At 45.0% G+C, this 26,531-nt stretch carries 32 protein-coding genes; 18 read left to right on the forward strand and 14 right to left on the reverse strand.

The genetic code is table 11. The annotated features are described in order from the left end of the window. Window positions 1-3: 3 nt before the first annotated feature. Window positions 4-966 carry a homocysteine S-methyltransferase gene (gene mmuM / locus EGM68_RS25055; RefSeq protein ID WP_129550242.1) on the reverse strand — a complete coding sequence of 321 codons (963 nt, stop codon included), beginning with the start codon at window positions 964-966 and terminating at the stop codon, window positions 4-6. Between the two features lie 291 nt (window positions 967-1,257). Between mmuM and EGM68_RS25060 the strand changes: the two genes are divergently transcribed. Together EGM68_RS25060 and EGM68_RS25065 are read left to right on the forward strand one after the other, a co-directional pair. Next, the gene (locus EGM68_RS25060) at window positions 1,258-2,313 is read left to right on the forward strand and encodes an AEC family transporter (RefSeq protein ID WP_013373759.1); all 1,056 of its coding nucleotides are present in this window, start codon (window positions 1,258-1,260) and stop codon (window positions 2,311-2,313) included. 17 nt (window positions 2,314-2,330) lie between these two features. Continuing rightward, a complete protein-coding gene (locus tag EGM68_RS25065; RefSeq protein WP_129550243.1) occupies window positions 2,331-3,350 on the forward strand; it encodes a 2-hydroxyacid dehydrogenase in 1,020 nt (339 codons plus the stop codon). Between the two features lie 51 nt (window positions 3,351-3,401). On the opposite strand, the gene EGM68_RS25070 is transcribed toward EGM68_RS25065, so the two are convergent. After that, window positions 3,402-4,139, reverse strand: coding sequence for a response regulator (locus tag EGM68_RS25070; protein ID WP_090737663.1), 738 nt, complete (start codon window positions 4,137-4,139; stop codon window positions 3,402-3,404). Continuing rightward, window positions 4,136-5,761 (reverse strand): ATP-binding protein, encoded by a 1,626-nt coding sequence (locus tag EGM68_RS25075; RefSeq protein ID WP_240664107.1) that lies wholly within the window; start codon window positions 5,759-5,761, stop codon window positions 4,136-4,138. The genes EGM68_RS25070 and EGM68_RS25075 overlap by 4 nt, the downstream gene beginning before the upstream one ends. A 250-nt stretch (window positions 5,762-6,011) precedes the next feature. On the opposite strand from EGM68_RS25075, the gene EGM68_RS25080 reads away from it, so the two are divergent. Further along, entirely contained in the window at window positions 6,012-6,194 is a 183-nt protein-coding gene (locus EGM68_RS25080) for a hypothetical protein (protein ID WP_013373763.1), read from the forward strand. A 101-nt stretch (window positions 6,195-6,295) separates the two neighbouring features. Here EGM68_RS25080 and EGM68_RS25085 read toward each other — a convergent pair whose 3' ends face one another. The 3 genes from EGM68_RS25085 to rlmN form a co-directional block, all read right to left on the reverse strand. Then, window positions 6,296-7,228, reverse strand: coding sequence for a dihydroorotate dehydrogenase (locus tag EGM68_RS25085; RefSeq protein WP_129550244.1), 933 nt, complete (start codon window positions 7,226-7,228; stop codon window positions 6,296-6,298). Continuing rightward, on the reverse strand, window positions 7,209-7,910 hold the full coding sequence (locus EGM68_RS25090; RefSeq protein ID WP_129550245.1) for a dihydroorotate dehydrogenase electron transfer subunit: 702 nt from the start codon (window positions 7,908-7,910) through the stop codon (window positions 7,209-7,211). Before EGM68_RS25090 ends, EGM68_RS25085 begins: the two co-directional genes overlap by 20 nt. A 140-nt stretch (window positions 7,911-8,050) precedes the next feature. Continuing rightward, window positions 8,051-9,148, reverse strand: coding sequence for a dual-specificity RNA methyltransferase RlmN (gene rlmN, locus EGM68_RS25095; RefSeq protein WP_129550246.1), 1,098 nt, complete (start codon window positions 9,146-9,148; stop codon window positions 8,051-8,053). A 246-nt stretch (window positions 9,149-9,394) separates the two neighbouring features. Between rlmN and EGM68_RS25105 the strand changes: the two genes are divergently transcribed. Further along, complete coding sequence (locus EGM68_RS25105; protein ID WP_013373769.1) at window positions 9,395-10,264, forward strand: AraC family transcriptional regulator; 870 nt, start codon at window positions 9,395-9,397, stop codon at window positions 10,262-10,264. Between the two features lie 45 nt (window positions 10,265-10,309). Here EGM68_RS25105 and EGM68_RS25110 read toward each other — a convergent pair whose 3' ends face one another. Beyond that, window positions 10,310-11,197 carry a LysR family transcriptional regulator gene (locus EGM68_RS25110; RefSeq protein WP_129550247.1) on the reverse strand — a complete coding sequence of 296 codons (888 nt, stop codon included), beginning with the start codon at window positions 11,195-11,197 and terminating at the stop codon, window positions 10,310-10,312. A 159-nt stretch (window positions 11,198-11,356) separates the two neighbouring features. Here EGM68_RS25110 and EGM68_RS25115 point away from each other — a divergent pair, with 159 nt between their 5' ends. After that, window positions 11,357-12,097 carry an SDR family NAD(P)-dependent oxidoreductase gene (locus EGM68_RS25115; protein ID WP_129550248.1) on the forward strand — a complete coding sequence of 247 codons (741 nt, stop codon included), beginning with the start codon at window positions 11,357-11,359 and terminating at the stop codon, window positions 12,095-12,097. A 61-nt stretch (window positions 12,098-12,158) separates the two neighbouring features. On the opposite strand, the gene EGM68_RS25120 is transcribed toward EGM68_RS25115, so the two are convergent. Next, window positions 12,159-12,674, reverse strand: coding sequence for a DUF2798 domain-containing protein (locus EGM68_RS25120; protein WP_058831014.1), 516 nt, complete (start codon window positions 12,672-12,674; stop codon window positions 12,159-12,161). Window positions 12,675-12,858: 184 nt separating this feature from the next. Next, complete coding sequence (locus EGM68_RS25125; protein WP_225683706.1) at window positions 12,859-13,590, reverse strand: YheC/YheD family protein; 732 nt, start codon at window positions 13,588-13,590, stop codon at window positions 12,859-12,861. 277 nt (window positions 13,591-13,867) lie between these two features. Here EGM68_RS25125 and EGM68_RS25130 point away from each other — a divergent pair, with 277 nt between their 5' ends. The 4 genes from EGM68_RS25130 to EGM68_RS25145 all read left to right on the forward strand — a co-directional run bounded on the left by EGM68_RS25130 (window position 13,868) and on the right by EGM68_RS25145 (window position 16,469). Beyond that, a complete protein-coding gene (locus EGM68_RS25130) occupies window positions 13,868-14,413 on the forward strand; it encodes a glutathione peroxidase (protein ID WP_040102533.1) in 546 nt (181 codons plus the stop codon). Window positions 14,414-14,548: 135 nt separating this feature from the next. Next, window positions 14,549-15,127 carry a TetR/AcrR family transcriptional regulator gene (locus EGM68_RS25135; RefSeq protein ID WP_129550249.1) on the forward strand — a complete coding sequence of 193 codons (579 nt, stop codon included), beginning with the start codon at window positions 14,549-14,551 and terminating at the stop codon, window positions 15,125-15,127. Between the two features lie 28 nt (window positions 15,128-15,155). Then, window positions 15,156-15,896 (forward strand): SDR family oxidoreductase, encoded by a 741-nt coding sequence (locus EGM68_RS25140; protein ID WP_129550250.1) that lies wholly within the window; start codon window positions 15,156-15,158, stop codon window positions 15,894-15,896. A 36-nt stretch (window positions 15,897-15,932) separates the two neighbouring features. After that, window positions 15,933-16,469 carry a Crp/Fnr family transcriptional regulator gene (locus EGM68_RS25145; protein ID WP_013373777.1) on the forward strand — a complete coding sequence of 179 codons (537 nt, stop codon included), beginning with the start codon at window positions 15,933-15,935 and terminating at the stop codon, window positions 16,467-16,469. On the opposite strand, the gene EGM68_RS25150 is transcribed toward EGM68_RS25145, so the two are convergent. The 3 genes from EGM68_RS25150 to EGM68_RS25160 form a co-directional block, all read right to left on the reverse strand. Next, complete coding sequence (locus EGM68_RS25150) at window positions 16,402-16,923, reverse strand: DinB family protein (protein WP_013373778.1); 522 nt, start codon at window positions 16,921-16,923, stop codon at window positions 16,402-16,404. The genes EGM68_RS25145 and EGM68_RS25150 overlap by 68 nt on opposite strands. Before the next feature lie 64 nt (window positions 16,924-16,987). Continuing rightward, the gene (locus tag EGM68_RS25155) at window positions 16,988-17,932 is read right to left on the reverse strand and encodes a helix-turn-helix transcriptional regulator (RefSeq protein ID WP_129550251.1); all 945 of its coding nucleotides are present in this window, start codon (window positions 17,930-17,932) and stop codon (window positions 16,988-16,990) included. 116 nt (window positions 17,933-18,048) lie between these two features. Beyond that, a complete protein-coding gene (locus tag EGM68_RS25160) occupies window positions 18,049-18,405 on the reverse strand; it encodes a nucleotide excision repair endonuclease (RefSeq protein WP_090737638.1) in 357 nt (118 codons plus the stop codon). A gap of 217 nt (window positions 18,406-18,622) precedes the next feature. Between EGM68_RS25160 and EGM68_RS25165 the strand changes: the two genes are divergently transcribed. The 3 genes from EGM68_RS25165 to EGM68_RS25175 all read left to right on the forward strand — a co-directional run bounded on the left by EGM68_RS25165 (window position 18,623) and on the right by EGM68_RS25175 (window position 20,259). Beyond that, window positions 18,623-19,246 carry an acetate uptake transporter gene (locus tag EGM68_RS25165; RefSeq protein WP_013373781.1) on the forward strand — a complete coding sequence of 208 codons (624 nt, stop codon included), beginning with the start codon at window positions 18,623-18,625 and terminating at the stop codon, window positions 19,244-19,246. Between the two features lie 208 nt (window positions 19,247-19,454). Then, entirely contained in the window at window positions 19,455-19,826 is a 372-nt protein-coding gene (locus EGM68_RS25170) for a winged helix-turn-helix transcriptional regulator (protein WP_058711918.1), read from the forward strand. A gap of 139 nt (window positions 19,827-19,965) precedes the next feature. Next, window positions 19,966-20,259, forward strand: coding sequence for a DUF1330 domain-containing protein (locus tag EGM68_RS25175; RefSeq protein WP_013373783.1), 294 nt, complete (start codon window positions 19,966-19,968; stop codon window positions 20,257-20,259). 221 nt (window positions 20,260-20,480) lie between these two features. Here the strand turns inward: EGM68_RS25175 and EGM68_RS25180 are convergent, their stop codons facing one another. Then, entirely contained in the window at window positions 20,481-21,149 is a 669-nt protein-coding gene (locus EGM68_RS25180; protein WP_090737634.1) for a hypothetical protein, read from the reverse strand. A gap of 157 nt (window positions 21,150-21,306) precedes the next feature. Between EGM68_RS25180 and EGM68_RS25185 the strand changes: the two genes are divergently transcribed. The 6 genes from EGM68_RS25185 to EGM68_RS25210 all read left to right on the forward strand — a co-directional run bounded on the left by EGM68_RS25185 (window position 21,307) and on the right by EGM68_RS25210 (window position 25,262). Continuing rightward, window positions 21,307-22,845 carry an FAD-dependent oxidoreductase gene (locus EGM68_RS25185; RefSeq protein ID WP_090737633.1) on the forward strand — a complete coding sequence of 513 codons (1,539 nt, stop codon included), beginning with the start codon at window positions 21,307-21,309 and terminating at the stop codon, window positions 22,843-22,845. 73 nt (window positions 22,846-22,918) lie between these two features. Continuing rightward, window positions 22,919-23,170 carry a hypothetical protein gene (locus EGM68_RS25190; protein WP_016324904.1) on the forward strand — a complete coding sequence of 84 codons (252 nt, stop codon included), beginning with the start codon at window positions 22,919-22,921 and terminating at the stop codon, window positions 23,168-23,170. 40 nt (window positions 23,171-23,210) lie between these two features. Next, window positions 23,211-23,591 carry a spore coat protein gene (locus EGM68_RS25195; RefSeq protein ID WP_043886153.1) on the forward strand — a complete coding sequence of 127 codons (381 nt, stop codon included), beginning with the start codon at window positions 23,211-23,213 and terminating at the stop codon, window positions 23,589-23,591. After that, window positions 23,588-24,724, forward strand: a complete 1,137-nt coding sequence (locus EGM68_RS25200) for a zinc-dependent alcohol dehydrogenase (RefSeq protein WP_129550252.1) — start codon at window positions 23,588-23,590, stop codon at window positions 24,722-24,724. Before EGM68_RS25195 ends, EGM68_RS25200 begins: the two co-directional genes overlap by 4 nt. 29 nt (window positions 24,725-24,753) lie before the next feature. Next, the gene (locus EGM68_RS26315) at window positions 24,754-24,966 is read left to right on the forward strand and encodes a hypothetical protein (protein WP_013373789.1); all 213 of its coding nucleotides are present in this window, start codon (window positions 24,754-24,756) and stop codon (window positions 24,964-24,966) included. Continuing rightward, window positions 24,963-25,262, forward strand: coding sequence for a spore coat protein (locus EGM68_RS25210; protein ID WP_129550253.1), 300 nt, complete (start codon window positions 24,963-24,965; stop codon window positions 25,260-25,262). Before EGM68_RS26315 ends, EGM68_RS25210 begins: the two co-directional genes overlap by 4 nt. A 116-nt stretch (window positions 25,263-25,378) precedes the next feature. Here EGM68_RS25210 and EGM68_RS25215 read toward each other — a convergent pair whose 3' ends face one another. Further along, window positions 25,379-26,365, reverse strand: coding sequence for an aldo/keto reductase (locus EGM68_RS25215; protein WP_129550254.1), 987 nt, complete (start codon window positions 26,363-26,365; stop codon window positions 25,379-25,381). Between the last annotated feature and the right edge of the window lie 166 nt (window positions 26,366-26,531).

Below are 26,531 nucleotides of genomic sequence, written 5' to 3' on the forward strand. Positions count from 1 at the left end.
TCCCTAAAGCTTATCCTCGTTTATCTCTCTCGACCATGCTACGATTTCTTTAATATCCTGCGGCTGAGTCCGACAACAGCCACCAATCATACGCGCTCCTGCTTCATACCACTGCCGGGCACTCTGTCCGAACGTTTCTGTACAAGTATGGCCCTGCCATGTCTTGGTGACCGGGTCATATTCCTCCCCCAGATTGGGATATACCACCACCGGCTTGTCCGTATGGCTGTGTATTTCGTGAATAAGAGATGGAATGAATTTGGGCAACGTGCAATTGATCCCTACCGCAGCCACCTGCTCATGCTCATTCAGCCACTTTGCACATGCGGCGACAGACTCGCCATTACTGATATGCTGCTCATCCTTTGCACTAAAGCTGATCCAGGCATACGTACCGGGGAATTCCTTCAGCAAGCGGGCAATAGCCTTGGCTTCCACCAGGCAGGGTATCGTTTCACAGGCTAAAATGTCTGCTCCCGCCTCGATCAGAGCTTTCATGCGCGGCCTGTGAAACTCCATAAGCTGCTCTTCGCTCAGCTTGTAATCACCGCGATACTCTGAACCATCAGCGAGAAACGCTCCATAGGGTCCGACAGAGGCCGCAACCAGCGGCTTGGGACGATGCTGCTGACTTGCAGTAGCCGTCACATCGGCCCAAAACTCATCTCGTGCCTGTAAAGCAATCTGCACCGATGACTGAATCAGCTTCAACGCCTCATTTTCGCTTAGCCCTCGTTGAACGTAGCCTTCCACAGTGGCCTGATAGCTCGCCGTAATTGCACAGTCTGCCCCAGCCTCAAAGTAATCTTGATGTACACGCTTGATCGAATCCGGATGTTCATAGAGTATTTTGGCCGACCATAAGCTATCGTTCAGATCATGCCCATGACGTTCCAATTCAGTCGCCATTGCGCCGTCCAGCACGATCAGCTGAAATTTGTTCACTATACGTTGTATCGGATTCATGCGGCCCCTCCTGCTTGTCTAATCTATTTAACCCACTGACTAGGTTGGATTTAATTTTTTATATTATAGCATGTATGTTGATGAGCACCTTACATTTACATCCTGATGTGACGTATAAATTTTTTAAATTAGTTTCATAAGTTAAATTAATTAGATATTGTTCTTTTTTTCACAAAGTTTTTTTACTATAAAGGTGCAAACCAAACACTTTGGCCAAAAGATCAGGGAATTGCATTGTCACATTTTGCATCGGCATTTATGTGAAAAAAGGTACAAGAGAGGGTTTTATCTATGTCTTTACTAGAAATGATTACAGCGACCTTAACAGATAACAGTATTGTCAGTTCTATCGCTTCTACCGTTTTTATTATCCTGCTCGGCTTCTTTTGCCGCAAGAAGGGGATTTTTACCGCAGCCGTAGGAAAGATGCTATCTAAGGTTGTTCTCACTGTGGCTCTACCAGCACTAGCCTTTAATTCTTTCATGCAGGATATCAATCCTACAATATTAAAACAGGGCATGAATGTTTTAATATGGGGGATTCTCATTTATATCATTCTCATCTTTATCTCCAAGCCGTTCTTCCTGAGCTACAACAAGGATAAGCAGGATGTTTTGCGGGTACTAACCATTTTCGGTTCTACTACTTTTTTCGGAATTCCCATTGTCGGTGCCATTTACGGTCCTACTGGAGTGATGTACAGTTCCATTTTTAATATAGGCTACCGCATTTTCTTATATTCTTATGGCTATATCAAAATGAGCGGCTTAAAAATGGAGCTTAAAAATCTCAAAACTATGTTTTTGAATCCGATTGTTATTGCGACTTTTATAGGCTTGTTTGTTTGGTTGTTCCAGGGTTATTTACCACAAATGAGTGTGGCTACAGAGGATGGGACCATTCAGCAGTTTGCTTTTCTAAGAATTGATCAAACCGCTGTCTGGTTGTTCAAGCCCATGACCTACCTTGCCGGACTAGCTTCACCATTGGCCTGGTTATCGATTGGTTCAACTTTGGGTGAAATCAGCTTCAAGTCGGCAGCTACAGACAAGACATCATGGTATTACAGCCTTGTTAAAGTTTGGCTGGTACCTATTGTGAACATCGTTTTGCTGGCTTTGTTGACTATATCTCATATTCTGTCGGTCGATACTGTCGCTTTATCTACCATTGTCATTATGATGGCTACTCCTACAGCTACCGTAGCCGCAGCCTATGCCATCAGTTTTGATAAGGAAGCTGTACTAACTTCCAACGCATCGCTTCTATCAACTATCACTTCCGTCGTCATGATTCCGGTGTGGATTATTACGCTCAATGTCATCGATAAAATTGGAATTTTCTAAATCAGGGGGAAAACAACATGTTAAAAATCATCTGCTATGGTGCCCGTTCATATGAGAAGCCCTATTTCCATGAGCTTAATAAATATAACTTCCAGCTAACGCTGGTAGAAGAGCTGCTGACCTCCAGCAATGCAGAACTGGCCCAGCATCACGATGCTGTTTTGTTAAGAGGAAACTGTGCTGCCAATCGGGAAAATCTCGCAAAATTCAATCAGTACGGCATTCAATATATTTTCACCAGAACCGTCGGAATCAACCATATTGATTTGGATGCCTGCAGCGAATTTGGAATGAAGGTCGCACGTGTGCCATCCTACTCTCCGAATGCCATTGCAGAGCTTTCCTTAACGCTTGCTATGATGCTGCTCCGTCACACCGCTTATATGACTACCAAAAGCTCTTTCAAAAATTTTATTGTGGACGAGCATACGTTCAGCAAAGAGATTCACAATTGTAAAGTTGGGATTATCGGGGTCGGTCGCATCGGCCTGACGGAAGCCAAATTATTTAAAGGATTAGGAGCTTCTGTTATCGGCTATGATGTGTACCAATCGGAGGCTGCCAAGGCCGTCATTCCATTCACAACCTTGGATGAACTACTGGCAGAGAGTGATATCGTCAGTGTGCATGTTCCTTACCTGCCGGGACAGAACGACCAAATGATTAATGCCAGCTTTTTAGCAAAAATGAAAAAAGGGTCTATTCTCATCAATACCTCACGTGGGGAATTACAAGATAACCAAGCCATTCTGGATGCTTTGCTCAGCAATCATTTGGAAGGGTTCGGAACAGATGTCTTTCCTAAAGAGGAAGAACTATTCTTCAAAGCATTTGACCCATGGCAAATGCTCCCGGACCCAACGATCCAGAAGCTTGTGGAGCTGTATCCAAGAGTGTTGGTCACACCTCATGCCGGCTCGAATACCGTTACTGCGTTATCCAACATGATTGAAACCAGCTACGAAAACTTCCATGATATCATTACAACTCATTCTTCGGACAATCTGGTCCCACTTCCTGTTCTCGCTATGAAATAGGGTAGGAAGCTTGGCACACTCATTGGACAGTAAAGAACCGCTATCTCCAGATCATACTGGAAATGGCGGTTCTTTTATATCCGAATTGATCTGATAGAGCATTAGCGGCCTTCCAACCTTGTGGTATTCTATCGATTCAATCAGGAAGCCATCGTCTACCAGGAACTGAATATATTTTTTGACTGTAATACGGGACAAGTCCACTTCTCTGGCTAATGTTTCAACCGAAAAAGGTCCGTCCAGCTCTTGGATACTCTTCAGTATGGTAGTCATGGTCAATTTGGACAAGTTTTTAGACAGATTTTTCGATAGATTTGGGGAAAGTTGTTCAGCAGGTTTTTTCTTTTCTACACCCATAGGCTCTTCTTTATTAAAATATTGATCAATGACAGCTTGATTAATTCCGTTCCCTTCCTCCATCACCGTGGCCAAACGCTGGATTTTCTCAACAGCCAGCTTAAAGCGTTCGAATGTAAAAGGCTTAATTAGGTAGTCTGCCACTCCATAGAAAACAGCTTCCTTTACCGTTTGGATATCTTTTGCAGCCGTAATTAAAATAACCGAAGCATGGTACTGCTGCTCCTGCATATGGGATAACAAGGTTAATCCACTTTTCCCGGGTAAATAAACGTCCAGCAATACCAGATCAGGTGTGAACTTCTGGAGACAATCCTGTGCCTTCTGGACAGTATCTGCTTTACATACCACATCCAAGTTGTCCATACGCTCAATAAACTGTTGATTGAGCTCAGCAACCATAGGATCATCCTCAACAATGAGTACCTTCATTCACTCGTCACCTCCAATGTACAGGGCAACTCTACATAGATACTTGTTCCCAGACCAGGTTGGCTGTCAATCTCAATGATGCCCTGGTGATTGTCCACCATGGTTTTAACCAGATTCAAACCGTACCCCCTGTCCTCTCCTTTGGTTGAGAAGCCATGCTCGAATATTCTTTGTTGCATTTCAGAGTCAATTCCCATACCATTATCCTTCACTTTCAAAATGAACACATTTCCCTCACACTCATAATTCAATTTCAATTCAATTTTGCCGGGTTGCCTTTTTTGTAAAATGGAGTCTATCGCGTTGTCAAAAAAATTGCCCAATATGTGTATGACATCATGAACAATGTCCTGCATCTCTAGATTGGATACATTCGAGCTTTCTTCCAGTAACACTGAAATATTCTGCTCGCGTGCTTCGTTGATTTTCCCCATAATAAAACCTGCTAAAGCCGGAACCTTAATCCTCTCTGTTAGAAAGCCTACTTCATTTTGATACCGGTGATTTAGCTGCTGAATATACTGACTGACTTCTTCATATTTCCTCATCTCAATCAGTCCGGAGATCACGTGCATTTTGTTCATAAACTCATGCGTCTGTCCGCGAAGAGAGTTAATATAATATTTTGTGCCACTCAACTGATTGCTAAGATGAATCATCTCGGATTGGTCGCGCAGTGTAGCAACTGCCCCAAAAAACTCATTTTCTACATGTATAGGGGTTACTGTCGCAATGACTTCTATACCATTCACATAAAACGAGCGGTCCTTGATCTTCTTCTTACTATCAAACACTTTCTTGAAGAGCGCGTTATAAAAGTTGGTATCGATCTGCTCGCCAATCGGGGCTTTTCTGTCTTGATTCGCCAGTTGGTACTTGGCCTGAGCTTCCTTGTTCATAAGCATAATTTTCTTGTCAGCCGAAATGGCTATAATTCCTTCAGCGACCTCGTTTTCAATAATTACTTTTTCACGTAATCGTGTTGCTATCTCTTGTGGTTCCAGCCCAAATAAGATCGTTTTGATTTTTTGTGCCAGAATGATCGCGCCCAGAACTCCACTAAAGAGTCCCAGCATCAGTCCTCCAAAAATGGTATACTGCGCCTGCATCAAATCATGATTTAGCGTTCTCATGGTCAGTCCTACACATACAATGCCAATGACCTCTTTCTGTTGATTAAATATCGGCGTAAAATAACGGTAGCCTTGGCCTAAAACACCGATATTTTCAGAAAAATGTCCCTGACCGGATAGTGTTTTTCTGGCATCGTCCAAATCAGAGAACGGCTTGCCAATCATGGTTTCATTCGGATGGGATAGCCGAATTAAATCGTGGTTCAGTATGACTACAAAATCCACATTAACGTTATGCATTACTCCAAGCGAATAGTCTTGGATCTGCTTCACAGGGACTCCCTGCTCAACATTACGAATAACATCGTTGTCACTGGCAACCACCTTGGCAATACCTGAAAGTTTTTCCTTCGTATTATCAAAATGCTTGTTAATCACGAAATTACGAATGAGAAGCAAGGATATAATCAAGGAAATAATAATAACTAAAACAACCAAAATAATAATCATGAATTGTAGCGAAACTTTGAATTGTCTTCTCGGTTTCAACTTACCTTTTAACCGCAACCCTATCACCCAGCTTCTTTATCAAGCTCTCCAATGGGAAGAAGAGCCTATCTTGCCCCTATAATCCCTTTTTATTCGACATTGTTTGACAAAATCCCTTCTTATTTTACAAGCTTTACGCGTCCCATTAGTGGATAACGCAGCCTTTATCTGAAATAAAACAATATGCTGAATAAGGAAAGGTCAATTCTCCATAATAAGGACGTATACCTGACGAAAGGGAGGATAACGGATGATTGACAATCTCGAGAGCAATTACGACTGCGCTCATGCAGGAGAAGACCTTCATCAACTCAAGCAGGAGCTCGCTACGCTTCAGGCACAAGGTGCCAATGACCAGGCATCCAAGGAAGCCATTCACCGGCTGGAAAATCAAATTTCGTTCATCTTGAACAAATGCGATATTAACCATTAGTCAAGTCTGGCTGGTTCGGTAAAATAAAATACAAAACCGGCTTGCCTTAGAAGACAAGCCGGTTTTGTATGCTCAAGTTTATACACATATGAGTGCTAAATTTACAAAATTCCTCGTATCTCATCCAACGACTGCACCTTTTCCTGCTGCATCCATTGTTCTAGTCCATATACCAACTCAGCTCCTGCATGTAAATGGACAAAATTATACGTTCCCACCTGAATGGCGGCGGCCCCTGCCATGGTGAATTCAATAATGTCCTCCACAGAGCTGATCCCGCCCATCCCGATCACGGGAATGGATACCGCCTGCGCCACCTGGTGAACCATGCGCAAGGCAATCGGCTTGATTGCCGGTCCGGAAAGGCCTGCATACGTGTTGGCAAACACACTGCGGCGCCGGCGTATATCTATTTTCATTGCAGAAAATGTATTGATCAGCGAAACGCCGTCGGCGCCTTCTTCCTCGCACATAATCGCCATCTGCGTGATGTTCTCTGCATTTGGAGACAGCTTGACAACTAGCGGAAGCGCCGTCACATTGCGCACCTGACGCACCACCTCCCGCGCTACCTCTGTCTGGATACCAAATTGCATTCCACCCTGCTTCACATTGGGGCATGAAATGTTCAATTCCAGCATGTCGACGCCTCTGCGGTTCATTGTACGGCGTTTTTGCGCGTTTTCCGTAATCATAGCTACGGCCTGTACGTATTCCTCCAGATTGGAGCCGCCCACATTGGCAATAACAGCCGTATTCCAGCGAGTCATGTCATCCAGTTCATCCTTCAAAAAAGCCGCCACACCCGGATTTTCCAATCCTACACTATTCAGCATACCGGATGCTGTCTCATGTATTCGTTGCCCCGTATTCCCCGCCTTCGGATGAAGGGTTAGTCCCTTGCCGACGATGCCCCCGAGTAGCTCAGGAGAATAGAATTCCGCATACTCACGCCCGAACCCAAACGTACCGGATGCCATGATAATCGGGTTTTTGAACGGTACACCTGCTATATTACACGCCATGGAGATCATCGAACTCCACCTCCTCCACCGGGAATACAGGCCCTTCCTTACATACCCTCCGATTGCCTCCACGGGTACGCATGGTGCAGCCCAAACATGCGCCAATGCCACAGGCCATATGTCTTTCTGTTGAAATATATAAGCGGGACGCTGTACCCGCCGTTTTCAGCGCGAGTGCTTGCAACATCGGAGTTGGCCCGCAGGAAAACATATTCGTATAGCAAGCCGGATCGACCTGCTCGACGATGCTCCCCCCTACCTTGACCTCTACAGATGCTGCCGCAGCCTCGAACGCTTCAACCCCGAAGGCCTGCTGTGCAAATCCCAGATAAACGTCTGCATGCGGGTAATATTTTGCAGCCAATAACAATGGTGCTGTACCCATGCCACCGCCGATTAAAGCCAAACTGCCCTTAACCTGCGGAAACCCGTTTCCAAAGGGTCCTTCCAATTGAATCTCCTGACCAGGCTGTAATTGGGAAAATAGATGGGTCCCCTCTCCAACAACCCGATACAAAAAGGAAATGCTCTCTTCCCCAATATCATAAATGCTGATGGGTCTGGGCAGCAGTGGGTAACCATTCCCGCTGCGCAGCATGTAGAACTGACCCATCTTCCCCTTAAATTTCCCCTCTATCTTCATCACATAAATGCCCGGAACGAGCGCCACATTTGAAATTACGTTAGCCATATAACCCCTCCACTAACCACTCACTATAACGTAAAAGCAGCAACTATTACGTGACTATTTTCACATTTATAGTTGACGTTTTGTTCGATGGCTCATGTATACAAAAAGCGTACTCCTGTTAGAGAGTACGCTCGTATATTTTAACTAATAGCTTCGCGCTCCGCATTGCGGCTGCTATTGGCATCCTTGCGAATTTGCTTGCTGCGCAGCTGTCCGCAGGCTGCATCAATGTCGACTCCGTGCTCCAGCCGAACACTACAGCTAATACCTTGTTTTTTCAGAACATCATAGAAGCCAGTAATCGATTCCGACTCACTCCGCTGGTATTGACTATGCTCATCCACCGGATTGTATGGAATCAGGTTCACGTTCGCCAGATTGCGACGATGGCCCACCAGCTCAGCCAGTTCGAGCGCATGCTCCTTACCGTCATTAACATCCTTCAGCAAGATGTACTCCAGCGTAATCCGACGATTGGTTTTGTCCAAGTAATAATCAATTGCCTGCATGAGCTTCTCAATCGGGATCGCCCGGTTGATCTTCATAATGCGGGTACGAATCTCATTATTCGGAGCGTGGAGGGAGATCGCAAGATTGACGTGCAGATCGGAATCAGCAAATTCAATGATTTTATCGGCAAGGCCACTTGTGGACACGGTAATATGCCGCGGCCCAATCGCCAGCCCTTTATGATCCTTAATGACCCGAATAAAATCGGACAGGTTCACAAAGTTATCAAACGGTTCGCCAATTCCCATTACCACAACGTGACTGACCCGGTCGCCCGGACGTTCCTGGTCCAGATACAGCTGCACCTTCATAATTTGTCCTACGATTTCACCACTGGAAAGGTCACGGCTCTTCTTCAACAGCCCACTTGCACAGAAGCTACATCCAATGTTGCATCCCACCTGCGTCGTCACACATACGGATAATCCAAACTTATGCCGCATTAATACCGTCTCAATCAAATTACCATCCTGCAAACGGAACAAAAACTTGACTGTCCCGTCTGCTGATTGTTGCTTCACGTGTTCTTCCAGGGTTTCAATAGAGAAGTGCTCTGCCAACAGGCGAGTACAATTCTCATGAACCTCTGTCATCGCCGCAAAATCAGTAATCCGTTTCCGATACAATGCGTCCCATACCTGCAATGCCCGAGATTTTTTATGTCCATGCTCCATGAGCCATGCTGTCAATTGGTCTAGCGTTAATCCATAAATGGATTCCTTTTTCATGTTCGATCCTCTTTTCAAACGTTAAAATTCGTATTTCTATATATAAACCCTAGCCATCACGACTCGTCTCAACTATCATTGCATCATAGCATGTTTGAGCGCTCTGCGCTATTCAAACACTTCTTGTATTGTCCCAAATTTTAATTATGAACACAAGGGGCAGGCTGATGATATCCTGTTCGACAAAAGCACGCAAAGACAGGATGACGGACACCGTGAATGATATGATTACAACCAAGGAAGGTGATGTGGTTGGAATGGTTGCTTCGGATCAAGAACGCACTCGATCTAATGGAAGAAAGAATGCAGCAGCCCCTCGATATTGATGAAATTGCAAAGGCGGCCTACTCGTCGCCCTTTCATTTTCAACGGATGTTTTATATGCTAACTGGCGTTACGGTAGCAGAATATGTGCGCAAACGTCGATTGACCCTGGCTGCTCAGGAATTGAGTCTTTCTACCACCAAAGTACTGGATGTTGCGTTCAAGTACGGATATGATTCCCCCGAATCTTTTTCTAAAGCGTTCCGAAAGGTACACGGTATTTCTCCCTCTGAGGCCAGAAACCCGGGAGTGAACCTGAAAGCCTTTCCACGCATCACCTTCCATCTATCACTGAAGGGAGATCAGGAAATGGATTATAAAATTGTAGAGAAGGCGGCCTTTACGGTCATTGGGAAGTCCATTCAAGTTACTACTAAGAACGGTGAAAACCTTCGGGAAATCCCAAAATTCTGGGATCAACTTAACGCAGATGGCACATCGGATCGCATTCATGCCTTGGGGACAGGCGATGATATCCTCGGTATATGTCTGGACATGAAGCACGGTGAAGAAACGTTTAGCTACCTTATCGCCGCAGAGGGCAGTGAAGACGTAGCAGCCTCGAACGGATTAGAAGCCAGAACCATCCCGGCTGCAACCTGGGCCGTGTTTACATCCATCGGCCCTATGCCTCACTCGATCCAGAAGGTATGGCAAAGAATTTACCAGGAATGGTTCCCTGCCAGCAACTATGAGCACTCAGGCGGGCCTGAGCTAGAAGTATATACCATGGGAGATACTCATGCTGAGGAATACCGAAGTGAAGTATGGATTCCGATTACGAAAAAATAAACAAACGAACCGGCTGCCTATTGCAGTCGGTTTGATATCGTATGCTCACGACAATTGCCCAAGCTCCTGCTTTAACACAGAATATAGCCTTGAGCTTGCCAGCTTCAGCGGTGCCTCGTTTGCTTTACAAAGAAGACCAAAGGTCATATCGATCAAGCTGCCGCTTAATTGCCTCAATGCTGTTCCTGCCGGGACAGGATGGACTAGAATTTGGGGCACAAGGGCAATCCCTAATTCACATTCCACATAAGATTTTAGAGCCGTCATGCTGCCAATTTCCATCGTGTCTAACGTAGTTATTCCATGTTCCTTCATGACCATTTCAAGTTTGCGCCGATAAGGACAGATGGACGACGTAATAAGTAGGCGATGCCCCTGTAAATCTGCGGGTCCAATGCACTCCTTTTCTGCAAGAGGGTGATGTTCAGGCATCAAAACTACAAAATTCTCCTTAAATAAAGGTTCAAAATATAGCTCTGTACCCAAATCCGGGGCAGAGCATAATGCGATGTCCACATCCCCTTGGAGTATACGCTCGCTTAATGTAGGTGTATTCCCAAACTCAACAGAAACCCGAATGTGAGGGTAATGGTTTAAGAACCGCTTTAAAATTTCGGGTAGTCGGTAACTAGCGGTCGGTTCAGTCACTCCTATACGAATGTCACCTGCGGTTCCCCTTTGCAGGTTCTCCATATTTTCCTGCAGTTGCTCCATGTCTTTTACAATGGGCAAACTTTGCTCATAAAACATCCTGCCCGCTTCAGTTAACTTTATTTTCTTGCCCCGCTCAATTAGTTGAACTCCTAGATCGGATTCCAGCTTCTGTATTTGCATCGTCACAGTCGATTGCGCATAATTCAACGCTTCCGCCGCACGCATAAAACTCCCGTAATTCACAATCATCTGAAATGTTTTGAGTGCTTTAATATCCATTCTCCTACTCCCAAGTCGCTTGTTTAATTCAAGTTTATTGAATTACAAGTTCAGTTAATTCAATTATACAAAATATAATACATCCTCTACAATGATCCATAACAGATTGTATTACTTTTCTCACACAACACTAACGAGTTGGCTAAGGAGCGGATATACATGGATTTACATCAAAAAGTAGCCCTAGTTACAGGCGGCGGTACAGGAATTGGGAGAGCGATATGTATAGAATTAGCAGATCGAAAGGCTACTGTAGTCGTAAACTATTCCCGTTCTAAAGACGATGCAGAGGAAACCGTACGTATGATACTTGAACAGGGAGGAAGTGCAATTGCATTACAGGCAGATGTTTCCCAAGATCGGGAAGTACGGGATATGGTCGAGCAGATTGTTCAGCAATACGGCACGGTTGATGTATTGGTGAATAACGCCAGCATTACACATCATATTCTGATGGAAGATCTAGAAGCCGTTACGGAAGAGGTGTGGAATGATCTCTTGGATGTCAATGTGAAAGGCATGTTTTACTGTGCCAGAGCCGTAGCTCCTAGTATGAAGCATAGTCAACAAGGAGCTATCGTCAATCTGGGAAGTATAGCTGGACAAACAGGGCTAGGTTCCTCACTACCCTATGCAGTATCCAAAGCAGCCGTCCACGGGCTGACCAAATCGTTAGCACGATCCCTGGCACCTGATATTCGAGTCAATTGCATCGTACCAGGAGCGGTGGCGACAAGATGGTGGGCAGGTAGGGAAGAACAAATGAAACAATTGGCTCCTCATCTGCTGCTACAGCGCATTTCCACACCTGAGGATATTGCCAGCATGGTCTGCTCTGCCCTGGAACAGGAAGCCATGACAGGCCAGATCATTACGGTAGACAGCGGACAAACGCTATAAAGGTACTGAGCTTCTGGGTAAAAAAACAAGCCGCCTTCTCAGACAGAAGGCGGCTGTTGAGCTATCGAATACCGTCGTTAACTACGTTTTTGCCTAATGGCATCCCCATACTTGTACCTTTCACGAATCTAACAAATAAATAGCGAACAAGCGGCCCTACAATGCAGAGCTGTAGAGGAAAAGCAAACGCAAAATTCTTAACAACTAAAGATAAGTAATTTTTAAATAATGAGCCTTCTGAAAGACTATTAAAAAAGTAAGCCGTCCCCAAACCATAAAGTGACATACAGAGAACCATGCCAATGACCATACAACATGAAAGGGATAGAATTACAAATAGCTTTTTGGATTTGTCGTACGGTAATGAGAAGGCTATTTTCTTTGCTACTGGACCGACAATACATAATTCCAATACGAAAGCAGTGATAAAACATAAAATAAATTGAAGAAGCATTGCCTTTAGAGACATGGTGCCAATCAAGCCATTTGTATATAGATTATACAATGTCATGAATACGACCATCCCCAAGCACATCATTAAACCAAAATAAAAATTTTCTTTCTTCGTTGTTGGCAATTCCATCATCCCTTCTTTTGCTTTGCTAATTATATAAATAGTCGAAACTATCACATAAGTGAACATTTTGTGAACAATTCGATAGACACTCTCTTTTAGAACACAAAAAAGGCATCGTTCATCTTAACGATACCTTGAAATGTTGCCGTTCTGATATTAGAGTGCTGCTTTAAAACACTTTATCCTAATGATGATGAATACGACGTTTGTTTCTCAAAATGTTGCGAATCATCTTATGATTAGGGAGCTGCCTGAATAACATATGTCCGGGATGCGGATTGGCCTCGATAATCCAGATTTGGCCACTCTTCTCAACAGCAAGATCAATGCCCAGCTCGCGAACCGGATGATTTTTGTCAATCGTGTCGGCAATAATTCTAGAAAGCTCGATGATCTGGTCCAAAATCTCTTTCATTTTTGCTCTGTCATTTTTAAAAACCCTTAAAAGCACTTTGGACAACGGCGCCGCATGTCCTCCCTTCCGATAGTTGGTAACGACCTTTCGAGGTGCAGCGACACGACCGGTTACCCCTGAGATAACCCATTCCGAGTCTGGCTTCTGCATATACACTCTGGCATCAAAAATCGAACCTTTGTATTTGGCTAACTTGAGTCCTTGCTGTACCAAATAACGACGATGAGGTCTTCGGTAGCTTCTAATTGCTCTTCTTACGGCGTGGGATCTAACGACTCTGCGACTGGAGCCGCAACGAACTTCATATCTCCTCCCTACCTTTTTCGCGCGTATGATGCCGGTTCCCCCACTCCCATAATTAGGCTTGATGAAGACTGTGCGATAGGTATCCAGCATCCGTAAAGTCCTTGCATTCGTAATCCAGCGGGTTTCGGGCAAGTGCGAGCGTAAAATGGGATGTTGTCGCATTTCCTTGTATTGAATCATCTTTCCAATGGGCACGAATATCCCTCGATTCTGTTGGGTTTTTGCACACACTACATGAATATGCATCTATATTCTATCTTGGTAACGGCGAATGCCACAGTTTGCTATGTAAGAAGCGAATCTCCTATTTCCTATGTCGAGTCTTCTTTGATTTCAAAAGATAGATGGACAATGTATCTTTACATGACGGGGTTATTGTAAATTCCTATAAAGTTGATTCCAATAATATATTAGACCAATAGCAATTCTGGATATACGATGTGTATAAAATAACGTGAGGAGGAATGTTAACGTGTCTGTTTATGATTTTCAAGCAACCTTAATTAACGGGAAACCGATTGAATTCTCAAACTATAGAGGTAAGGTTCTCCTTATTGTAAACACTGCCAGCATGTGTAGCTTCTCCAGTCAATTCTCTGATCTGCAAAAGCTCTATGAAAGACGGAGGGAACAAGGTTTTGAAATCCTTGCGTTTCCTTGTAACCAATTCAATGAAAAAGAGCCGGGTAGCAATTCGGAGGTTCAGGCATTCTGCCAAAATAACCATGGATTAACCTTCCCACTATTTGAGAAGACGGATGTAAGAGGTTTATCTGCTCATCCTTTATTTCAATATCTGACCCAACAGTCACCTTTTCAAGGCTTTGATACCCAGACCAAAGACGGTCAATGGATGGACGATTTCTTACGGGATAAATATCCAGAAATATACGTCGGCGACGGTATCAAGTGGAATTTTTCCAAATTCCTGATTAATCGCGATGGCCATGTAAAAGGCAGATTTGAAGTAACAACAGCGCCCTGTGCTATTGATCCTGTCATCGAATCGCTATTGTAGTTTTTCTGGTCACTTCTTTGGATTCTTTTAAAAAAATGAGTATCAAATGACAAAAACTAATATTTGTCATTTGATACTCATTGTGTTATCCTGACTTCAAGGAGGTGACTCACACGGTAAGTTAACCGTGTCTCTATGGAAAAATCCTCAGATATACTGACCAAGGAACAGATTCTCATTGCTACAGAAGACACACTTAGGCGTTTTGGTGTAGCTAAAAGCTCCGTGACGGATGTTGCCAAAGTATTAGGAGTAAGTCACGGCACCATTTACCGACACTTTAAAAGTAAAGCCGAGCTTCTTGAAGGCGTGACCGAAAAATGGCTAAATGAAAAGATAATCGATCCGTTAACGGAGATATGTCAGGATTCATCTGTGCTAGGAATACCGCACTTAAAACGATATATTCAGACCTTGATCGAGCTTAAGCAGTATTATGCCCGCGATGACGAGGAAATGTTCGGGATGTATACTCGGGTCACCGAGCAAGCCGCGGATTTAATCGACCAGCATATCGCCCACATTGTGGGTCAGCTCGCTGACATTATTGCACGCGGGGGCATCACAGCGGATCAGCCGACCCAACTGGCGCGTACGCTTTTCTATGCCACAGCCCGTTTCCATCATCCCGCACATGCTTACGAATGGAAGAGTCCGACAATTGATCAGGAGTTTTCAGATGTGTGGATGCTTTTAGAAAAAGGGATCTCTTAAAAATATATAGAAAGAAGGCTGAGCACATATGAAGCATTTGGATGGGAAAATAGCAATTATCACTGGCTCATCCAGGGGAATTGGACGTGCCATTGCTGAGCAGCTGGCTGATCTAGGTGCTACTGTAGTTGTCAATTATGCCAACAGTCCGGATAGAGCTAAAGAAGTTGTAGCAGGCATTATTCAAAAAGGCGGAAAAGCCAAAGCTCTTCACGCTGATCTGAGCAAGATGAGCGATATTGAAGCCTTATTTACCAATACGATTGCTGAATTCGGCAAAGTAGATATTCTGGTTAACAACGCCGGGCTGATGATTACCAAACCCCTGGCTGAGGTGACCGAAGCTGATTTTGACCAACAATTCGCGCTGAATGTAAAAGGTACCTTCTTTGCCTGTCAGCAAGCGATGAAATACATGGAGAACTACGGAAGAATTGTAAACCTGTCCACATCCGTGATCGGACAAATGTTTCCGGCCTATAGCGTATACGCGGGTACGAAAGGCGCGGTGGAGCAATTTACCCGTCAGCTAGCCAAGGAGTTCGGAAGCAGGCAAATTACGATCAATGCCGTGGCTCCCGGCCCTGTCAACACAGAGCTTTTTCAAGCAGGAAAAACAGAGCAGCAGATCGAAGGCATGAAGAAAATGAATGCTATGGGTCGTCTCGGTGAACCGGAAGATATCGCTGATGTGATTGAGTTTCTGGTCAGCGCTAAATCGCAGTGGGTTACCGGACAGACCATCCGCGTCAATGGCGGGTTCATCTAAAAGCTGGAATACATGAAATGGAGGCTATACACGTTCATGATATTACACAAAGGCGAGACCTTATTTCGACAAGGGGAAACTGGCCCTTTATATCACTTAAAAAGCGGCCTGTTAAAAATTATCCGAGTCCATGAAGACGGCTCGCAAATTTTAGTTAATGTAATTGTGCCCGATGAAATCATCCCGCACCACTCCCTCATCAGTCCCAATCCCTATTATGGTACCGCGATGGCGCTGGTCACCTCAGAGATTGAGGTTCTGTCGCAAAAAGAATGGTACCTGAAGCTGGAGCAGGACCCGGCTCAATGTCGAGCCATCGCTTTGCAGCTACAGGATAAGCTGCGCATGATGCAGCAACGAATTGACCAGCTCACAGAGGTATCGCCTGCCGAGAAGCTTCGGAAGCTTCAACGCTGGTTCCACTCCTACATCGCACCCGCTACGTTAACAGACGTACTGACGCAGGAGGAAATCGGGCAGTTCATCGGGCTACGTCGGGAGACGATCAACCGGCTATTGCGTGCTTCAAGCGCTCCATCTGCAAAAGATGGTGACGATAATGCATCTCGATGAGTCTAAACCACTCTCCCGCATTCAACGCGCCAAATCCGGGATGAGGAGAAGTAGACGACCCTGTTGATTTCTCAACGGTCGGCTCAATCTCTCTCATTTTACGGATCACCACATTCAATCCTTCTGCAATCTCTTCTTTGCTCGTCGGTTGGGGGGGAGTATACTGCGGAGATGGTGGGACTTGGATACGTATGGGTGGATAGCTTCCCAAGTTAAATGCGGCTGTGCCCGCCTCCGTTTTAGTCCCTTTTTCCCCATTAGACTGTAGACAAAGATCTATGTTCCTAAGATGCATATAAAGAGCAGAGTTCACCAAATGAAGATACATTTGTCCAAGCGACCATTGTCCCTCCTGCGGTGTGTACTGCAATTGCTCCAGGCTAAAGCTGTCCAATTCAAGAAGATAGTGCTGTACCGTTTCTTCAAAACGCTGTAATGTTTCGCTTGTATTCATATAGTAAATGCCCCTCTCTATCAAAGTAGCTTTACTATACAAGAATGCTACTGACAGCATTATGTCAGTAGCATTTCAACATTTTTTCCACTTCCGTACGGACACGCTCGCGAAGCGATTCAGGCTCCAGCACCACCACGTCTGCACCCCATCCAAGTATCCATGATAGTAATTCCTCTGGCTGTCTGACGCGAAAGAGTACATGCAGTCCATCTGCATGTTCTTCCATGGACTCCATGTAAAAATGGTTCGCTTCCTTCACTTTATCTACAATATTCGAATTGGCTTGTATGCGGACATTTACATGGCGGTCATCGGGTTGTTTATAATCCTGCAAATTAAAATCACTAGGCAACTGATAACCGTCCTCCAGCATGATCAGATCGTTCATACGCGACAAACGGAAATGGCGCAGCTGTTGCCGCAATTCGCATTGTCCAATCAAAACCCACGAACCATGCAGCAGTACAAGACCATAAGGAGCGACCACACGCACACTTTGGCGATTCCCGTCAGCCTCTGGCATTTTTTTGGAGTAACCAAACCGAACCTTCTGTTTAGCCAATACAGCGATGCGCAGCGTTTCCAAATAGGCTTTCTCTGTATGGTTTGTTCCTTTACCCACCGCCAGCAGTCTGATAGTCGTTCGCACCTGGGCAACTTCCCTGCGAACGCTCTCTGGTAAAATAGCTTCGATTTTTCTGCGTGAAGTTTGCGCCTTCATGCCATAGTCTGTATCAAATTTTTGTTCGACAAAATCTGTTCCGATTAGCAGCGCTACAGCCTCTTCTACAGTAAAGCTTACAGGAGGCAGGAAGTATCCCTCCATCAAAGAATATCCAATACCCGGTGCTCCTACAATCGGTACGCCCGATTCGCTGAGAGCCTGAATATCCCGATAGATCGTTCTCACACTCGTTTCGAAAATCGCCGCTAAATCCTCGGCCCGTATAATATCCTTACGTTGTAACTCTAGCAAGATAGCCAGCAAGCGGTCGGTTTTGTTCATACTATATCGCCCCGTCCTTGAGAGGATCTAAATGCACGAATTTAAAAGAGCAATAAGGGCAGTGCACGACTGCGGCTTATTGCTCTTTTTTTATAAAGTAGCTGCTTGTTGCTTTGTTACTTATAAAACACTTTTTCAACGTTATATTTAGCCTTTTGCGAATTGATGATGTAGGTTTCATAAATTTCACGATCTACCGCATCTTCCACAATACAGACCTCAATAATCGCCACTTCGTTCCGATTAGCCTTGATCGGCGATACGTTATCTTCAAAATGCTTTTTGATTCTGGGTCTTAACTTTCTTGCTTTACCAACGAACAGTAATTCCTCCTGTGCATTGTAGAACATAAAGATACCAGCCTTATCTCTAGGAATCAGGTGGAAATCTGTAAATCCATAAATATGGCTGAGCTCAGGGTTAACCTGTTTGGTAATTGTGATATCCGGAGTTGGAATCGTTATATTAATCACTATGTCACTTCCTCATTCTATATAGGTGTAAATATTACCACAAAGATGAAGGTAACACCATTCCATAAATTCTTGCCCCATTACTAACAGATCGGGAGGAATTTTATGATTTCCCTACTATGCGGAGTAGGTTGGTTTCCGTTACAATATGTCAGTGTGATTCTGGCATCGGCAGATTGACACGTACCTAAATATTATTGGAGGCTTCTATTTTTTCATGCAAAATGAATCTCATTCTAACGTAAAAATCATAACGGCCGATCCGAGCGCGATCGGCCTGTTTGGCTTGGCCATTGTAACGCTTGTAGCTTCATCCCAAAAGCTTGGTCTCACCGAGGGCTTGAGCTTTATTATTCCTTGGGCTATCTTCCTGGGTGCCTTTGCACAGCTGTTTGCCTGCATTCAGGATGCGAAGCATAACAACACCTTTGGCATGACGGCATTTGGCGCTTACGCCTTCTTCTGGTTAGCCGTAGCTAGTAGCTGGATGATTAAAATGGGCGTATTCGGCTCAGAGCTGGCATCAGCGGTGGATGGTAGGCAGCTCGGCGTTGCCTTTGCCGGCTATCTCATCTTTACGCTCTTCATGACCATTGGAGCCATGGAGACGCACAAGGTTCTATTTTTTATTTTTGTGTTGATTGATTTTCTGTTCCTCGGCCTTAGCTTCGATGCATTCGGCATCGCCCCAGAGGTGTTCCACACCATCGCTGCTTATGCTGAAATGGGCATTGGTCTACTCTCGCTGTACGGTACAGGAGCTGCTGTTCTGAATGCACATTTTGGCCGTACATTCCTGCCTGTAGGACGTCCTTTCGGCATCTTCAAACCACGTCCTTAGCTGCATATGTATGCCCCCCAAAGCCACCTTTCGCGCCGATCCGCGTTAAGACAGCTTTGGGGATATAAGGCTGGAATTACTCGGCTTGCTACTAGATGCTGCTTATTAAAGTTAACTTGAAGTCAAGTGCTGCCTTGGATCGCTGTATCTGAACTAAACTGCCAAGTATAATATTGGTATAATAACAAAGTGAAAGGGGATGATATGGTTGAGAAAACGGCTGAACAATGGAGTTAATTGCACGCCGACTAAAGGCTGTCCGGTGGAAGTAACCTTGAGCATTATCGGCGGAAAGTGGAAAGGAATCATTCTGTACGAATTGCTGGGTGGAACTAAGCGGTTTCAAGAACTGCGGCGGGCACTTCCCACGGCCACTCAAAAAATGCTGACCCTCCAACTACGAGAGTTAGAAGCAGACAATCTCATTCACCGTGAAGTTCATCACCTTGTTCCGCCTAAAGTGGAATACTCGCTAACCCCGCTCGGAGCTTCGCTTGAGTCAATACTCACCCAAATGAAGGCTTGGGGAGAACGGTTTCAGGCCGAGCATCATCTCTCCGACTTTTCAAACCTGAAATAACGAACCGGTGTAATAAATGAAACTGAGGATAAAAAAAGTGCCTAATTTACAATCTCCGCGTGTCGGATTAAGCTAAAGATGCTCGCCGGCGAAATCCTAGGACGTATGATCACCGTCCGACATACAGAGGAGAATGGATATGAGCGCATATGTTATCGTAGATATAAAAGTAGAGGAAGAAGCTGTTTTCAAACAATACGCAGAGCTAGCAGATGCGCTGCTGCAGGAAGTTCCGGGATTCCGCAACCTTACGCTAGATCCACAGCCCGAGACACTGGAAGGCACATGGAAGCCGTCAATAGTCGTAGTTCACGAATTCCCGACTTACGAGGCTGCCAAGCAGTTCTATTATTCCGATGACTACGCGCCCTTAATTAAGCTGCGTCAATCAGGAACTCAAGCTAACGTTATTCTGGTTAACGGAAGAGCATAAACTTCTGTTCTGCTACTTTTCATATACTAGGACAATTCGCACTCGAATTAGGTAACTAGCTTGTTTTATTTCATACTCTTTAAATAAAACAAACTCCTACGTCCTATTAAGAACGTAGGAGTTTGTAATACAACGTAAAGAATGTAACCGCAACCAATATATCAACCGCCTCCGCCAGCATCTTGTTCTCCCCCACATGAAGGTAACACCATTCCATAAAATTATAGAGTGTCCCCTGCGACAGGCTTCATCGTTTTTTCCGCCATTCTGTCGAGTGTCCAGACTAGTACCCCCACGGCAAGAGTGGCGATGACCGCCATAATTACTGTTCCGCCTACATGTAGCAGCAGCACGGGAACCCACAGCAGTCCAAGTATACGATGGATGGTTCGCATCCACTTGTTACGTACTTTATTAATATAGAAGCCGTACCCGGAGATTGCCACTATAATAGCAAAGGCTGCTAGGCCGGAGTAGGTTTTGTGATCTTGAAGTTTGGTAATCAGGAAATAGACGCCATGAACGGCAATAAGAATCAAGGTCGCCCAACCCAGCAGTTTATGCAAGGAGTGAAACAACTTTCCGGCCTTTCGAACCAACATTGACGGCGATCTCAGTTTCTTCTTAAACCAGAACCAACAGAAAGAGGCCGCCCCAAGAAAAACGGAGATCGTGCCCAAGGTATTAAATATTTCCCCGTTTCCCCCACCACCTTTTCCGTCGGGACGTCCGCCCATGTGCCCTGCTACATTGCCGCCTCCCGGAGGTCGCATGCCAGGCTTGCCGCCGGAAACCGAGGACATGTAGTAATAGTAGATTACGAGTAGAGCCGCTACCGTAACTGCGATGATTGCCGGAATCCAAACCGTCTTTTTCATCTTTGTTTTCATTGTTATGCATTCCTCCCCGGGAAAATTGCCTTGATTGTACCCGGTCAAGCTGAAAACAAGATGAAAGCTGGCTGAAAGTATCCCTTTTTTGGGTATATAAAATCATACAAGGATAACAATGTATACAATAATTGTAATCAAAGGGGTGCTTGTGAAAATGAAACAAGACGAGTGTCGTACGACCTTCCCGCAATTTCCAGAATCGTATTGGTTAGCTTCAACTGACGTCCCCAATTTCCCCAAGCTTAATGAAGATATTCAGGTGGATGTTGCTATTGTAGGTGCGGGGATCACCGGTATTACCACTGCTTATTTACTTTCTAAAAAAGGACTAAACGTCGCAGTCGTTGACGCAGGGCGGATACTTCATGGAACAACGGGCCATACCACCGCCAAAATTACCGCACAACATGATTTGATCTATAGCGAGTTCCTCTCGCATTTTGGTAAAGAGAAAACCCAACTCTATTATGAAGCTAACCGCGATGCTCTTGAATTCATCAGACAAACGGTAGAAGAGTATCATATCGATTGTCAATTCACAGAAGAAGATGCCTACGTTTATACATGTGCGGATACGCATGTGGAAAAAATCAACGACGAATATAAAGCTTACAAGGAACTTGGCATCCCGGGAAGTTATGTCGAACAAACGCCTCTGCCCTTTTCAACTAAAGCAGCTATTATGATGGAAAACCAAGCTCAGTTTAATCCGATTCCTTTCTTAAGGTATCTAGCCAATCAAGTCATCCGGCAAGGCGGGAAGATTTATGAACAGACCACCGTTGTGGGTGTGGATAAAGGAACCCCCTCTATTATTAATACAAGCGACGGGCACAAGATTACCTGCAACTATGTCGTATCCTCCTCTCATTTTCCGTTCAATGATCCAAACAGTCTTTATTTTGCGCGATTGCATGCCGAGCGGTCTTATGTACTAGCGGTCAAGACGGACAAAACCTATCCGGGTGGTATGTACATAAGTGCGGAAACCCCCAAACGTTCGCTTCGCTCTGTACTAATAAACGGTGAACCGATGGTCATCGTCGGTGGCGAAGGCCACAAAACGGGTCAAGGAATCTGCACATTTCAATACTATGAAGCTTTAGAAAAGTTTGCAGAGCAAACATTTGGATTAAAGGAAATCGTCTATCGCTGGTCGGCACAGGACCTGTACTCGTTAGACAAGCTCCCTTATATCGGGCAGGAATTATCCGATGTTTCTAACATCTTCGTTGCTACGGGTTATAGAAAATGGGGGATGACGACAAGTGTCGCGGCAGCTTTATTAAATACGAATCTGATAACCAGAAAGGAAAGCCCGTATCAGGATCTTTTCTCCCCTTCAAGATTTCATGCAGACCCTGACATTAAAACATTTGTAACTCAAAATGCGAATGTGGCGAAGCACTTAATTGCTGGTAAGCTGGAAATCAGCTATAAAAAAGCCGAAGAACTCCAGCAAGACGAAGGGGCAGTCGTCCGGGTAAACGGCAAAAGGGCGGGCGCATATCGAGATCCACAAGGAGCACTGCACCTGGTGGACACAACGTGCACCCATATGGGCTGTGAAGTTGACTGGAACGAGGCCGAAAGAACATGGGATTGCCCATGTCATGGCTCACGCTTTTCATATCAAGGCGAAGTAATTGAAGGACCCGCTAAAAAAGCACTTGGCAAGGTTGAAGCCGAATAGCACGATCCTTTCGGAATAAACCTAGTTATGCTGGACAACATACCTTTGAGAATCATAAAAGAAAGGTGAGCCTATGATAAGCCAACAGCCTACATTAGCGGCGCATGAGTCCCTAGAGATCCATGAAGTGCTTAACTTCAAAACGTTATGTTTAGCAAAGTCCAAATTAATGCAGGGCTTAGTATTCGATCAAGAGCTAAAGGATTTAATGGAAAAAGATGTTCAGCAATCTATTCAAGCTATTGCCGATTTGCAAGCAATCTATGCTAAAGCACCGTTTCAAGCGCCTGTTCCTGACTTCCGCCCAACACCAATTTTAAATTGAGGTGAATGATGTGACACCTAACCAGACCCAGTCCGCTAAAATGGATTATGTGGACCCAAAAAACTCATTAAATATGCCCGAAATGGCAGACACGACCCTTGCAATGGATTTTCTGGTTCGCGTCAAGGAAGGGGTTCGGAACACAGCAATAGCTTTGACAGAAACTGTCTCTACCGATGCCAGAACCCTATTACGTAATCAACTGCATCAAGGCATTGCGCTTCATCAGGAAATTACCGATCTTATGGTACGAAAAAAATGGTTTCATCCCTATGATCTGCAAAAGCAATATCAATTGGATCAACTGTCAGCCAATAAGACGGTGGACATCAGTAAAATGAAACTGTTCCCAGACGATACCACCCGCAAAGGTATGTTTGATCGCACGCCGGACGAACATATGGGAGGAAACCAGGCATGAAAGCAGTGACCTACCAAGGTATCAAAAACGTTGTGGTTAAAGATGTTCCGGACCCGAGTATTCAAAAAGCCGATGATGCGATTATTAGACTGACAACAACCGCTATTTGTGGTTCAGATCTGCATCTCATTCATGGAATAATTCCGAATCTACAAGAGGATTATGTAATTGGGCATGAGCCGATGGGGGTTGTAGAAGAAGTCGGCAGCGGCGTAACCAAATTGAAAAAGGGAGACCGCGTGATCATTCCGTTCAACATCGCGTGCGGTGAATGCTTTTATTGTAAAAACCAATTGGAAAGCCAATGTGATCATTCGAATGAGCATGGAGAAATGGGCGGTTTCTTCGGCTACTCCGGGACAACTGGTGGATATCCAGGTGGACAAGCTGAATATTTGCGTGTGCCTTTTGCCAACTTTACTCACTTCAAAATTCCGGAGAGTTGTGAACATCCTGACGAGAAGCTTTGCCTGATTGCTGATGCCATGACTACTGCATTCTGGAGCGTCGATAATGCCGGAGTGAAGGATGGGGATACCGTCGTTATTATCGGCTGTGGACCGGTAGGTCTGTTAGCGCAAAAGTTCGCCTGGTTCAAAGGGGCTAAACGAGTCATTGCGGCAGACTATCTCGATTATCGTCTGCAACACGCGAAGCGCACCAATCACGTGGAGATCGTGAATGTGGAATCGCAAGAAAACGTCGGCAACTACCTCAAGGAAATAACCAAAGGAGGCGCGGACGTAGTTATTGACTGCTCCGGCATGAGCGGCAAAATGTCTCCGCTGGAGTCCTTGGCTTCCGGACTTAAGCTTCACGGTGGAGCTTTAGGAGGATTGGTCATAGCTACACAGGCTGTCCGCAAAGGCGGCACCATTCAAGTTACCGGGGTATACGGCGGTCGATATAACGGTTTTCCTCTGGGAGACATTTTTCAGCGAAATGTTAATTTGCGTACTGGACAGGCTCCTGTGATTCACTATATGCCTTATATGTATGAGCTGATCGATACGGGGAAGGTTGACCCTGGGGACGTTGTCACACACGTTATTCCGCTAAGCGATGCCAAACGGGGGTATGAAATTTTCGATACCAGACAAGACAATTGCATCAAAGTTGTACTTAAACCTTAACTATCTATTGGACTGGAGGCAAATGTCGTATGGTGTATGGCCTGCACGAAACACTTGAAGTCCATGAATTGTCAGCATTCAAAACAGTGTGCCTTACCAAATCTAAAACAATGCAAGCATTGATCTCAGATCCGGTCCTCAAAGCTATATTGCAAAAGGATGTTGACCTAACAACACGGCAATTGCAAGAGTTGGGTAACATTTTAAATCAAGCCTCGTCATCACAGGAGGTAAAACAATGAACATACTCTTGGAGCATTTGACCGGACTAAATATTTTAACCGACCAAGTGATTGCTGCCGATTTCTTAAACACCGCCAAAAGCGGTGTGAGAAATTACGCCATGGCTGTAACGGAAGCGGGAACTCCAGAAATTAAGGCTATGCTTATAAAACAACTGGATGAAGCTATTGATATGCATGAGCAAATTTCAACGTATATGATCGAACGCGGCTGGTATCACCCATGGAACGTAAACGAGCAGCTGTCGATGGATCTGCAAAATATCAACACTGCATTACAAGCTCCTGTTTTGTAAAACGATGCCTTCGGCATTATACGAAGCACGTTCTTGCATATATATAAAGTCCCCAAAGCCGTCCGTCGCGCTGATTGGCGTTAAAGACGACTTTGGGGGTTATTTCGTGGTCCTCATTACTCCGCTTGCCAATTTGGCATACGCTCTGCCGGGTAACGAAGGCCCGCTGCCATTCCTTTGGGGATGATTGCGTTAATAGTCTCCATTTCCTCTGCGGACAAGCCCACATTCACTGCTCCTGCATTTTCCTCTAAATACGTGACCCGTTTAGTACCGGGAATCGGTACAATTCCCTCTTGCGCAAGCAGCCAGGCCAAAGCAAGCTGAGAAGGCTTAACTCCTTTTCGAGCCGCAAGATCTTTAACATGCTGCACGAGATCCAGATTCTTCTGGAAATTCTCAGGCTGAAAACGCGGCACCGTGCGACGGAAATCATCTTCTGCAAAATCATCAAACTTCTGAATTTGCCCGCTCAAAAAGCCGCGGCCCAGTGGACTGTAGGCCACAAATTCGATGCCCAGCTCCTTACATGTGGGTATAACCTCATCTTCCGCTTCCCGGCTCCATAAGGAGTATTCTGTTTGCAACGCTGTAATCGGGTGTACCTTGTGAGCACGTCTGATCAGTGCAGGAGACGCTTCGGATAGCCCCAGATAGCGGACTTTTCCCGCTTGAACCAGATCACTCATCGCCCCTACTGTTTCTTCAATAGGCACATTCGGGTCAACACGGTGCTGATAGTACAAATCAATGACATCTACACCCAATCTTTGCAGGCTGCGATCACATGCCTGTTTTACATATTCAGGACGACCGCTGACACCCAGGAATCCCCCATCCTCTCCGCGCATAATGGAGAATTTGGTAGCCAACACTACCTCATCCCGGTAGCTGCGCAGGACTTGACTGATCAGTTTTTCATTTTTCCCCACACCGTACACATCGGCTGTATCCCAGAAGTTGATCCCCAACTCCAACGCACGATGAAGCGTTTTGATCGATTCCTGATCATCCAACTCACCATAATACTCGGACATTCCCATGCAGCCCAGACCCAGTGCAGATACTTGAAGCTCGCTGTTACCCAGTTGTTTCTTTTTCAATTCTATCACTCCCAAATTGTCAGAATAGTTACGTATTTCCTAATCACCACGTCACACCCAGTATGTTACTACTTAAAGTTAACTTTAAGTCAAGTGGTTTCTTGTATATGATGTTTCAAATTTTTTTAGAAAAATTTGATTTCCGGGTTGTAAAAGACAGCTGTAA

This window comes from Paenibacillus sp. M-152, from assembly GCF_003856555.1.
Classification (GTDB): domain Bacteria; phylum Bacillota; class Bacilli; order Paenibacillales; family Paenibacillaceae; genus Paenibacillus; species Paenibacillus polymyxa_C.

Excerpts from the sequence above, each read along its gene's own strand:
- EGM68_RS25070 (WP_090737663.1), bottom strand. The coding sequence starts at position 4,139 with ATGAAGGTACTCATTGTTGAGGATGATCCTATGGTTGCTGAGCTCAAT.
- EGM68_RS25060 (WP_013373759.1), top strand. The coding sequence starts at position 1,258 with ATGTCTTTACTAGAAATGATTACAGCGACCTTAACAGATAACAGTATT.
- EGM68_RS25180 (WP_090737634.1), bottom strand. The coding sequence starts at position 21,149 with ATGAAAACAAAGATGAAAAAGACGGTTTGGATTCCGGCAATCATCGCA.
- EGM68_RS25185 (WP_090737633.1), top strand. The coding sequence starts at position 21,307 with ATGAAACAAGACGAGTGTCGTACGACCTTCCCGCAATTTCCAGAATCG.
- EGM68_RS25195 (WP_043886153.1), top strand. The coding sequence starts at position 23,211 with ATGGATTATGTGGACCCAAAAAACTCATTAAATATGCCCGAAATGGCA.
- EGM68_RS25085 (WP_129550244.1), bottom strand. The coding sequence starts at position 7,228 with ATGATCTCCATGGCGTGTAATATAGCAGGTGTACCGTTCAAAAACCCG.
- EGM68_RS25175 (WP_013373783.1), top strand. The coding sequence starts at position 19,966 with ATGAGCGCATATGTTATCGTAGATATAAAAGTAGAGGAAGAAGCTGTT.
- EGM68_RS25210 (WP_129550253.1), top strand. The coding sequence starts at position 24,963 with ATGAACATACTCTTGGAGCATTTGACCGGACTAAATATTTTAACCGAC.
- EGM68_RS25145 (WP_013373777.1), top strand. The coding sequence starts at position 15,933 with ATGATATTACACAAAGGCGAGACCTTATTTCGACAAGGGGAAACTGGC.
- EGM68_RS25140 (WP_129550250.1), top strand. The coding sequence starts at position 15,156 with ATGAAGCATTTGGATGGGAAAATAGCAATTATCACTGGCTCATCCAGG.
- EGM68_RS25115 (WP_129550248.1), top strand. The coding sequence starts at position 11,357 with ATGGATTTACATCAAAAAGTAGCCCTAGTTACAGGCGGCGGTACAGGA.
- EGM68_RS25200 (WP_129550252.1), top strand. The coding sequence starts at position 23,588 with ATGAAAGCAGTGACCTACCAAGGTATCAAAAACGTTGTGGTTAAAGAT.
- EGM68_RS25065 (WP_129550243.1), top strand. The coding sequence starts at position 2,331 with ATGTTAAAAATCATCTGCTATGGTGCCCGTTCATATGAGAAGCCCTAT.
- EGM68_RS25165 (WP_013373781.1), top strand. The coding sequence starts at position 18,623 with ATGCAAAATGAATCTCATTCTAACGTAAAAATCATAACGGCCGATCCG.
- rlmN (WP_129550246.1), bottom strand. The coding sequence starts at position 9,148 with ATGAAAAAGGAATCCATTTATGGATTAACGCTAGACCAATTGACAGCA.
- EGM68_RS25190 (WP_016324904.1), top strand. The coding sequence starts at position 22,919 with ATGATAAGCCAACAGCCTACATTAGCGGCGCATGAGTCCCTAGAGATC.
- EGM68_RS25110 (WP_129550247.1), bottom strand. The coding sequence starts at position 11,197 with ATGGATATTAAAGCACTCAAAACATTTCAGATGATTGTGAATTACGGG.
- EGM68_RS25150 (WP_013373778.1), bottom strand. The coding sequence starts at position 16,923 with ATGAATACAAGCGAAACATTACAGCGTTTTGAAGAAACGGTACAGCAC.
- EGM68_RS25105 (WP_013373769.1), top strand. The coding sequence starts at position 9,395 with ATGTGGTTGGAATGGTTGCTTCGGATCAAGAACGCACTCGATCTAATG.
- EGM68_RS25080 (WP_013373763.1), top strand. The coding sequence starts at position 6,012 with ATGATTGACAATCTCGAGAGCAATTACGACTGCGCTCATGCAGGAGAA.
- mmuM (WP_129550242.1), bottom strand. The coding sequence starts at position 966 with ATGAATCCGATACAACGTATAGTGAACAAATTTCAGCTGATCGTGCTG.
- EGM68_RS25090 (WP_129550245.1), bottom strand. The coding sequence starts at position 7,910 with ATGGCTAACGTAATTTCAAATGTGGCGCTCGTTCCGGGCATTTATGTG.
- EGM68_RS25135 (WP_129550249.1), top strand. The coding sequence starts at position 14,549 with ATGGAAAAATCCTCAGATATACTGACCAAGGAACAGATTCTCATTGCT.
- EGM68_RS26315 (WP_013373789.1), top strand. The coding sequence starts at position 24,754 with ATGGTGTATGGCCTGCACGAAACACTTGAAGTCCATGAATTGTCAGCA.
- EGM68_RS25155 (WP_129550251.1), bottom strand. The coding sequence starts at position 17,932 with ATGAACAAAACCGACCGCTTGCTGGCTATCTTGCTAGAGTTACAACGT.